This window comes from Marinitoga sp. 1197, assembly GCF_001021165.1.
In the GTDB taxonomy this organism is placed as follows: Bacteria; Thermotogota; Thermotogae; order Petrotogales; family Petrotogaceae; genus Marinitoga.
The window spans coordinates 1-10,657 of the sequence record NZ_AZAY01000026.1 but is presented as its reverse complement, the minus strand read 5'-3'; the positions used below and the strand labels follow the sequence as shown (position 1 = coordinate 10,657).

The window sequence follows — 10,657 nt, the reverse complement described above, 5'->3', positions numbered from 1 at the left end:
ATAATATCATATTTTTTCTTTTTTTACCCACTTGTTTTGGAAGAGAACCGAAATATTTTTTGGAAATATAGATAATATCATCCTCTTATTGCCAGAAAAACAAGTATTTCCAGATATTTCAATAAAAGAATTTTTAAAAGAAATATATATAAAAAGCGAAAAATATATAAACAATATAGCATTAATAGAAAAAACTCCTTATTTAAAAGAAACAACATACAGCATACATTATAACCTGCAAAATCCTGAAATAACAATTTCTGGATACACACCGTTTTCAGAAAAAATAATAAAATTTGAAACACTTTTTAATATGTTATCAAGTATATCATTACAAAAAGATAATAATGACAATGAATACTCGTTCTTTTTCAAAAAGACATTAAGCTTTGTATTCAACATAGTAAAAAACTCTTTATTTGCACCTAAAATAGAAAATATAGATGAAAAAACATATTACATAAACTATTATCCTCTTTATTTAAATACTGAAATAAAAGAATATATAAAATATCTTGAAAAAATAATACCAGATAATCTCGTAATTCATCCAGAAAAAAACAAAACTTTAAAAAAATCAGATGCAGTAATATATATAATTACACTATTTATAAAAGAAATTATAAAACATGCATATTTAAACGATAATATACCTAATAACTTATTATCAATATTTCTAACAGATACTAAACTTAAAGTAAAAACATTAGAAGAAAAAAATATAATTAATTTCATGAAAAATTATTTTGAACCTTTATTCTTTAAAAGCAAAGAATATACGCTTGCAATAAAAATTATGCCGTTTATTGAAGATAGATATCACCTTTCACTTTTAGTAAAAAATAATATTAATCAACTATCAGAGCCTATTACATTAAAAACATTTTTAAAAAATAAAAAGTATAATAAAAACAAAGCAGATATTTTAAAACAAATGGGATTTCTTTCCGAGATTACAGAATTTTCTAAAATTCTGATGAAAAACGAAGAAATTATAATAACTTCTTCTGAATTGAGTGAGTTCTTTGAAAAAACATTCGCTATTTTAAAAATATTTGGTATTGAAATTATATTACCAAAAGAAATGAAAAAAATTATTGAACCAAAGCCAGTAATTACAGTATCTGGAAATAAAAATATAGTCACTTTTCTTAATATAAATGAATTGTTGAATTTTAACTGGAAAATAGCAATAGGTGATGAATTAATATCAGTAGAAGAATTTAGAAAACTATTAGAAAAGTCAGAAGGAATAATAAAATTTAAAGACATGTATATAAATCTTGAGCCTAAAAAATTTTTAAATATGCTTAAAAAATTAGAAAACCCTTTCTGGGAAAAATCAAATTACGAAACCTTAAAAAACTTACTTTCAGAAGAATTTGATGGGATTCCATTACTACTAACAAATGAAATAAAAAAATCAATTAATGAAATAAAAAAAATAAAAAATATAAGAATTCCAAAAATATTAAATGCAACATTAAGAGAATATCAAAAACGCGGTTATAAATGGGTGAAAACAAATGTTGATAAAGGGTTTGGAGTATGTCTTGCAGATGATATGGGCCTTGGAAAAACTATTCAGATAATATCTGTATTGTTAAAAGAAAAAGAAAACAATACATTAAACAGTCCAGCAATAGTTGTTTGTCCAACAACATTAATAGGAAATTGGGCATCAGAAATTGAAAAATTTGCACCGGATTTGAAATATCACATATACCATGGAAATAATCGTGAATTAGACGAAGATACAGATGTAATATTAACCTCTTATGGAATAATAAGAAAAGATATAGAAAAACTCCAAAAAATAGAATGGTCATATATAATACTTGACGAAGCCCAAAATATCAAAAATCCGTTAACATTACAAACAAAAGCAATAAAAAAACTAAATAGTCAAAAAAGAATTGCATTAACAGGAACTCCGGTGGAAAATCGTCTTGCAGAATTATGGAGTATATTTGATTTTTTAATGCCTGGATATTTAGGAAGTTACACATCATTTCTAAAAAAATATGCGATTCCTATTGAAAAATATAACGACAAATCAAAGATTGAAACAATAAAAAAAGCAATAAATCCGTTTCTATTAAGAAGATTAAAAACAGATAAAAATATCATAAAAGACTTACCAGAAAAAATAATCTTTGATCAATATGTGTATTTAACCCCATTACAGACATCATTATATGCAAAGACTATTGAAATGGTGCATGATATTACCAAAACATCAGGAATTGAAAGAAAGGGATTAATCTTTAAATTAATGACATCATTAAAGCAAATATGTAATCATCCAGCAAATTATTTAAAAAGTAAAAATTTTAAATCTGAAGAATCTGGTAAAACACAAAAGTTGTTGGATTTACTAACAGAAATATTTGAAAATAATGAAAAAGCCATAATATTTACACAATACAAAGAAATGGGAGAAATACTTGAAAAAATAATCAAAAAAGATTTAGATATAAAGCCATTATTCTTCCATGGAGGATTAAGTAGAAAAAAAAGAGATGAAATGGTGAAAAAATTTCAAACATTGCATGAATATCCAGTAATAATCGTTTCTCTTAAAGCAGGAGGGACAGGATTAAATTTAACAGCAGCATCTCATGTAGTACATTTTGATTTATGGTGGAACCCTGCAGTTGAAAATCAAGCAACAGATAGAGCTTATAGAATAGGCCAAAAAAGAAATGTCATAGTCCATAGATTTATAACAAAAAATACATTTGAAGAAAAGATTAATGAAATTATACAGAACAAAAAAAATCTAAGTGAAAATATATTAACTCTTGGAGAAAAATGGATAACTGAACTCAGTGATGAAGAGTTGAAAAAAATATTCAAAATATAATACAGATTTAAAATATTAGATTTTTAGAAAATAAAAATTATACTAATTTATAGATTTTGATTAATAATCTATTAAATAAATTGTAAATAAACCTTTTAAAGTATTATAAAAATAAAAATAACAAAAAATAAATATAACTGAAATAAAGTCTAAAACTCCCAAATGGCTATAAATAAAGGGAAATAATTCAAAAAGGTCCGGAAGTGCTTAAAAAAAATGAAACAAAGTTTAAAATATGCTTGACAAAAGAAAAAGAGAAAAGTATAATTATATTGAAAAATGTTCCGGACCTATGTTAAAAAATACAAAATCTCGCAAACCCGCATGAATAGAGGAAAGTTAAAAAACAGGTTCGGAGGTTGATTATAAGCGGTTTTTAGAAGATTTTTTACAAAAACCAAAGAAAAAATTGAAAATAAAAAATAGGTTCGGAAAAACGGCCTCTAAAAACTGCTAATAATAACTATTCTGGAGACCAAGTCTCGGAAAGAAACTACTCTCTGAAAGAGATAGAAACACATCAGGTCTTTTTATGTAATTTTTATTAAATTCCTTTTCCTCGGAAAGAAACTACTCTCTGAAAGAGATAGAAACGAGTTACGGGGTAATTATATATGCACTTTGAATGTGCACACCTCGGAAAGAAACTACTCTCTGAAAGAGATAGAAACAAAGTCCCCAGACCGCTGCAACATGGCAGATAACTTATCTATCTCGGAAAGAAACTACTCTCTGAAAGAGATAGAAAATACTATTTTTGAAGAAATAAAAAGAATTTCCGATTAAATTCAATAAACTAGAAGAATTATGTTATAATAAAAATGGAAAACAAAGATGGAGATGTATATAATGAAAAAATTTCAAATATGTGTATAGAATTACAAAGGAATAATAGAAGAAATATATATTTAATATATAGTGGAAAAATTTATTTTTTATCAATAACGAGTAGATTTGGAAAAATGTTAACAATATCAACATTATATTATTTATTCAAAGGAGAAAAAACTACTCAAAGATACATACATATTGATATGAAATTTTAAAACTACCAATAAAAGAAAAATTATTAAAATATAAATTTAAATAAAGTTGGAAGTGAAAGAATGGAAAAATATAGTTTTAATGAAAATGAATTTATAAAAAAGAATCTGAAAAGTACAGATATTAAAGGAAAAGAAAAATTTTATGAAAAACTAAAAAAAATAATAAATCAATGGTATGAAAAAGATGGGAAAAATAATAAGTTTAAAGAATATTTACTTATCTTGCCTAATTTGTTTTATTTATTTATAAATTTAATGAAGGACAATGAAGTTGATTTAAAATATAAGACAAAAATTATGTTAGTTTTATCTTATATAATTTCTCCGCTTGATATAATACCTGAATCAATAATAGGACCTATTGGATATTTAGATGATTTATACATAGGATTGTATCTTTTGAATATCTTATTAAACGAATTACCAAAAGAAAAAATATATGAGCATTGGAGAGGGGATAAAAATACATTAAAAAATGTATCAGAAATAATAGAGATTTTGAAAAATAATTATGATAAAAAAGTAATGGGGAAAATATCTAATTTAATTTCCAAAATATTAAAGAAATAAAATTTTAGGGTTTAGATTTCAAGATGCTATTGTTTTTTTGAGTCATATAAGCTTAAAATAGTTTGGAGGTTATTATAAAATGTTAAAACGTTTTCTATTTTTCCTATTTCTTGCTTTTGTTTTTTCATTATCATTTTTTATTGGATTTAATAAATATTCTTACTCAAGTAAGACAATAGATAAAAGCATAAAGGAAACATTAAATTCTATTCCGGAATTAGTTTTTAAAGAGATAAAATTTAACAAGTATATTATTTATAAAAATAATAGTTCTAATCAGATAAAAATCTATTATATGGAAGGTACAGCTCATATAAAATTCAACTTAAATAATTTAAAATATTATATTGTAAAAAATTCATCCGAAGATCGGAATTTAAAATATATATTTGAAATAAATGAAAATGAATTTTTAAATATTGATGTAAATATAGAAAAAAGCAAAACTGTTTATTCAAGAAGTATATCTAAAAATTCTACGAGTTTAAATTATTCTCTTTCGAATGTTTTATCTCCAGTATCAGCAGTAGTTGGAGCATGGATTGGTTATAAAACTTCTAATATATTTAAAATAAATAAAATTAATAGTGGGCCATCTTTTATAAAAAATATAATAGGCGCATCATTAGGTGGTGTTGGTGGATATCTGCTAACTCAACATTACTTAAAAAAACTTGATGAGAAAGAAAATAAAGATATAAATGAAGATATTACATTTGGGTTAGATGAGAAAATAAGATCAGAAGCAAAAATATTAATAGCTTTTGAATTATTAAACGATGATAATGATCTTATTAACTATTACAAAAAACAATTAAATAGAACCTTGAAATTAATTTTTCAACCATTGAATATAAATCCAACAATAAAATATATAAAAATGGATGAAGGTGTGAAAAATTATGAAAAATAATATAATAAAAACAATATCAAAATTTTTGGCTATTATTTTATCAATTTTTTTCGGATTTTATCTATCTCAAATAGAAGAAGTACAAAGTTTTATTTTAGATATTTTAAATAAATCCGGAATATCTAAAAAAGTTAATTTAGAAAGAAGTTATTTGAATATTGAAAATATAAAAGATTTGTATATGTTAAATGTTTTAGATTATTCAATTGACTATATTTTTATTGCTGCAGATAATAATGGAAAAGAATATGTAGCAATATATCCTTTTCAAGTTAAAACTGGAATGAATTTGAAAAATATAAATGTGGAAAAAATAAATGGTAAAAATATAATAACTCTTCCAATCCCTGAAATTACATATTATGGCGAACCTTTAAGTAAAAATCCGATTATTATTGTAGATGAAATAAGTGATGCGAATCCAGATTACTTTAAAAATTCAATTATTGATGGATTTAAAGAATACTCTATAGATATAGTTTTAAGAAAAAATATATATGAAAAAACAACTAATAATGTAAAACAATATATATCAAAATTATTATATGAACAAAATTATGAAATTAAGGAAACCAAATTAGATACAAAATTTAAAAGAATTGAAATTGATAGATTATCTTCCTATTTTGAGGTTAGAAAGGATTATTGGATTTTTAAGAATTATCTAAATGATGGGAAATATTTTTCTATTGTTGAACTTAATAATTCAAAAATATATTTAAATTTTACACAAGATTATAGTAATGATGAAAATGAATTATTTAAACAAATAAAAAACATATTTAAAGGTGATTTAACTTATAAATTATACAATCCAGAAAATCTCAATGAATACAAATATTTTTTCAAAATATATAAAAAAAAGAATATAGCCATAGGATATATATTTACAGAAGGAATGCTAATAAATTTTAAAATGGAATCAAAAGATATTGATAGTTTTAAAAAGGATATGCCAAAGCTTATATATTATTTGTTTTCTTATAAAAATAATAAAAAGAAAGATTATGTGAAAATTGGAGATTATAAAGAATTTATAAATATACTATCCAGTGCTCAAAATATATTAGAAAAAGAAAACAATGGTGAATATAAAAATGTTTATAATAAAATTTATAGTTTAAAAAATGATAATTATTCTAAGTATGGAACATATTTTATAAATTTAGATAATTTAATAAATGAAAATAAAGATGTATCGTCGGATTTTTCAAATGAAGATTTAAAAATATTATCAAAAGCTTATTATTATATAAAAAACAATGACGAAAAAATATTGGATATAGAAAATAAGTTATTAGGTTGGTTTGAAAAAAATAAAAATATTGAAGAAAAATTTGACCCTTATTTAGACAATAGATATAAGAATGATTGGTTTGAAAAAAATGAATTTAAAAATTTGAAAGATAAAATAAAAATATATTTACTTTTGAATTATCCAAATAAATTAAATGAAATAGATATAGAAAACTCCATAGAAAGTATTATTAAGAGAGGTGTTTATTACAAGGAAGCTTGGGAACTCAGTTTTTTAACCGATTCACAAAGGAAAGAATATTTAAAGAAAATTTATTTGAATATTATCGAAAATAATAAAATAAAAAATTATTTTTATTTTAATCAAAATGGTTATTTGAAAAGTACAGAATTTTATAATAATCCAAATTATAATCTTTCAGATATTTTATATGATGCAATGGTTAAAGATAAAGAAGGTAAAGTATTAATAAGTTATGATGAGATAATAGACTCTATTTATAATTTAATAGTAAAAAATAAAAAAATTAGAAGTAATTTGCAAAAAGATTTAAATTTAAACTTTGAAGAAATATATCCTTTAAACGATAAAAATTCTGTAGAGGATTTTATTAAAAATAACTTAGTTTTAGTTTTAACCAAAAATAAATTTAATATACCTAAAAATATGTTTAAAAATTATGATGTTTTTATTTTTGGGAAAAAGGGAATTTTAAACTTTGTATTATCTAAGGAGTTATTTGGAAAAGAGTATAAAATGAAATACGAAGGTTTGAAATTTTATGATATAAAAAATATATCTCATAAGAATGAAGCTTTTAGAGTTATTGTATCCAAATTATCACAAAAAAATAGTGAAGCTAATAAAAATTTGAGAAAAGAATTATATATAAGAATTTCACATGTTATAATATTTTTAATAAGAAATTATATAAATATTTTTAGATTATAGAAGAGGAGAATTTTAAAATGATTAAAAATTATATAGCATTTATATTGATAGTAATATTATCTATTGTAATAATAAGTGGTGAATCTGTGTTTTTAAATAACACAATATTCAAAGAGATCCCAATGAGTTCAAAAAACAATTATTTTATAGATACTGGGGATTATATTTTAGTTTCTTCAGACAGTTATATTGGTGGGAGTTATGGTATATATGTTTTAAATAAAAAGGATTTTATTATTGAAGATTATTATAGAACTAATAAAAAGACGTATATAGTATCTGGAAGTGATTATGGAGAATATTATGCGTATTTTGGGAATGAATTAATTTCCTTTTATTTAGATTTAGGAAAAATAAGAATAAATTGGAAAAAAGAATTTTTTAAAAAAGATTTAGGACTTCCGGTATTATTTGAAAATGAAAGATTAATATTAAGTAGTAATAAAGACAAATATATTATAGGAATTAATGGATATTATATAACTTCTTATGAACAGTATTTGAATATAATTAGATTTTATGATGAAAATACTGATATACCGGTATTACTTGTCGATAATAAAACAAAGAAAATAGAGGAAAGTTTTCTAAAGGTTGTAAAAGTTCCTGATAATATACTTAAAGCGTCATATAATGATTATATATATCTTCAAACTGATACAAATTTTTATATTATTTCAAAAGAGGGTAATATGGAAAATAAAATTTCAAATAATAAAAAAATATTAATGGATACAACTTTTTGTGATATTAATCAAGATGGAATAGAAGAATCTATTCTAATATATAAAGATCAAATAACAATTATAAATGATAAAAATATAGAAACCTTAAAGTTAGATGTTAACTTAGATGAAACAAGTTTGCCGTTTTATGTAGATATAGATTTTGATGGATATCCAGAAGGAGTTATTGTTAATTCTGAAGGAGAAGTTACGACTTTACATTATAATTCCTTTGAAAAGAAATATTATGTAGAAAAATTATTTAATCTTAAAAAACATATAAAATCATATCCTATAATTGAAGATTTTGATTTTGATGGAAATTTTGAAATGATTTTGACAGATGATAACAATATATATATTGTAAATGCAAAAGGGAAAATTTTAAAAAAAATAAATATAGGTAAAAGTAAAATAACTTCTTATCCATATTTATTTTGGGATAAAGAAAGCGGATGGAATCTAATTATATCAACATCATCAAATCTTTTTATCTATAATAGTTATTCTTATAAATTTAAATTAAATAGTAAATATGATATAGAAAACAGCATTTTGAAGGGGATTTTTTATAATGAAAAAAATATTTATGCCTTTTTAGGAAATGAAAGTGGGGTGTTTATAAAAAAATTATCTGGCTACATAACAGAAAATTTTTTTGATGATTATAATAAATATTTCTATAAAAACAATAATTTTTTGAATTATACACAATATAATTTATCAGAAATTATTAATTATATAAAAATAGGAAATAAGGATAAAAAATATAGTTCAAAAGATATTGCTAAAGATATAAAAAGCATTGTAAAAATAAATTGTAAGATTACTTATAGTAATGATAATGAGGATAATTTTTTTGGAAGTGGATTTATATTTGCAAAAGAAAATGGGTTTATTTTTATAGCGACTAATGCGCATGTAATAGGTCTTGATATTTTTTTAAATGAAGAAGAAATTAATAATTATAATATATATGTGGATTTTTATAATGGAGAGTCTTCTTCTCCAGATCACATATACATAAATAAGAAATTAAAGGATTTAGCAATTTTAATAATATATGATATGGAATTATATAAAGAATATGATGCGTTACCCTTTGGTCTGTATATTCCTGAAATAGGTGAAGAAGTATATGCTTTAGGCCATCCTGAAGGATTAGATTTTTCTTTTACTAGAGGAGTGATTTCATCTAACAAAAGAGTATTTAAAAGTGACTATAATGAACAGGTGGATGTTTCTTTTTTGCAAACTGATGCTGCAATTAATCATGGAAATTCTGGGGGCCCTTTGATTGATAGTTATGGAAATGTTATTGGTATTAATACTTCAGTAATAAGAAAAGATGTGGCGGAAGGATTAAATTTTGCTATTGTAATGAGAGAATTATATGATGATTTAAAAAATGATAAATTTATAAGGATTTTTTATGATTATACATATCCAAATCAATGGCTATACAAAACTTTAAGAAATATGATATATAATTTGTATTCTGATGAATAGATTATAAAAATATAAAAAATAGCTCTAATATAAGAGCTATTTTTTTTTTTTTTTTTTACAAGACTTGAAAAAATATTTGTATTATGTTAAAATAAATGTAAGGTGTTTTCATAAATGTTACTTGTTAAAAGATTACATTATAAATAAGTTTAAATTGTTATATAAGACACTGTATAAATTCTGTTCAGTATATTATGTGTTTCATACTAGAAGAGTATGTAAATAAAATTGGATTTCATATATTCATCATAGACAAAATCGAGATAAAATTGTTTAGGATTATTACTTATGACTTAACCACCTGTAAAAATGTATGATTTTATTTTGCTCAATTAATAATAATTCAACTAATTATATTATACATCAGAGAAGAAAACCTCTTTAAAGATAAGATGAAAGTATTGCAAGCAATATGGTTTCAGTATTTTTGAAGATAATATATATTATATGAAAGGAGTATTTTTATGGATAATTCTCTTATTGTTGTATGTCATTCAAAAAGTCAAAAGTCAAAAAAAATTAGAAAACTTTTTTAAAGGGAAATCATGAAAAAGATTAAAAAGAACAATAAGGTTGAATAAAAGAACAGTAATACCAGCAAAAGTTAAATATTTTCTATTTCTAACATACCAGACATATTCAGTACCAAAAGACATATCCATAATACCATTAACTCTTTCAATCTCCCAACGTAATTTATAATCATTCTTAAAGCTGTAAATGGTAAAATAAAAAAGAACAAAAAGAGGAAAATAAAAATGAACAAAAATGCGGCTTGACCCCCGAAGATTAGACAAAAAATAAGAAAAACTCATTTTT

Annotated in this window: 6 protein-coding genes and 1 pseudogene; 6 read left to right on the top strand and 1 reads right to left on the bottom strand. The window is 22.3% G+C overall.

Annotated features, from left to right (window positions below; genetic code table 11):
* Positions 1-88: 88 nt before the first annotated feature.
* The 6 genes from X275_RS08120 (at position 89) to X275_RS08095 (ending at position 9,838) form a co-directional block, all read left to right on the top strand.
* Positions 89-2,866: a DEAD/DEAH box helicase gene (locus X275_RS08120; protein ID WP_197072628.1), complete on the top strand. Its 2,778-nt coding sequence runs from the start codon at positions 89-91 to the stop codon at positions 2,864-2,866.
* Between the two features lie 821 nt (positions 2,867-3,687).
* The gene (locus X275_RS08115; RefSeq protein WP_047268351.1) at positions 3,688-3,912 is read left to right on the top strand and encodes a hypothetical protein; all 225 of its coding nucleotides are present in this window, start codon (positions 3,688-3,690) and stop codon (positions 3,910-3,912) included.
* Positions 3,913-3,972: 60 nt separating this feature from the next.
* Positions 3,973-4,482 (top strand): YkvA family protein, encoded by a 510-nt coding sequence (locus tag X275_RS08110; RefSeq protein ID WP_052913742.1) that lies wholly within the window; start codon positions 3,973-3,975, stop codon positions 4,480-4,482.
* A gap of 79 nt (positions 4,483-4,561) precedes the next feature.
* A complete protein-coding gene (locus X275_RS08105) occupies positions 4,562-5,395 on the top strand; it encodes a hypothetical protein (RefSeq protein WP_047268350.1) in 834 nt (277 codons plus the stop codon).
* A complete protein-coding gene (locus X275_RS08100) occupies positions 5,385-7,604 on the top strand; it encodes a DUF4230 domain-containing protein (RefSeq protein ID WP_047268349.1) in 2,220 nt (739 codons plus the stop codon). The genes X275_RS08105 and X275_RS08100 overlap by 11 nt, the downstream gene beginning before the upstream one ends.
* A gap of 17 nt (positions 7,605-7,621) precedes the next feature.
* Positions 7,622-9,838, top strand: a complete 2,217-nt coding sequence (locus tag X275_RS08095; protein ID WP_047268348.1) for a S1C family serine protease — start codon at positions 7,622-7,624, stop codon at positions 9,836-9,838.
* A gap of 509 nt (positions 9,839-10,347) precedes the next feature.
* Here X275_RS08095 and X275_RS11795 read toward each other — a convergent pair.
* Positions 10,348-10,657 (bottom strand): annotated as a pseudogene (locus X275_RS11795) (hypothetical protein); the annotation flags it as partial.

Bases quoted from the DNA above. Each gene is read 5' to 3' on its own strand.
- X275_RS08115 (WP_047268351.1), top strand. From the start codon at position 3,688: ATGGAAAACAAAGATGGAGATGTATATAATGAAAAAATTTCAAATATG.
- X275_RS08110 (WP_052913742.1), top strand. From the start codon at position 3,973: ATGGAAAAATATAGTTTTAATGAAAATGAATTTATAAAAAAGAATCTG.
- X275_RS08105 (WP_047268350.1), top strand. From the start codon at position 4,562: ATGTTAAAACGTTTTCTATTTTTCCTATTTCTTGCTTTTGTTTTTTCA.
- X275_RS08100 (WP_047268349.1), top strand. From the start codon at position 5,385: ATGAAAAATAATATAATAAAAACAATATCAAAATTTTTGGCTATTATT.
- X275_RS08095 (WP_047268348.1), top strand. From the start codon at position 7,622: ATGATTAAAAATTATATAGCATTTATATTGATAGTAATATTATCTATT.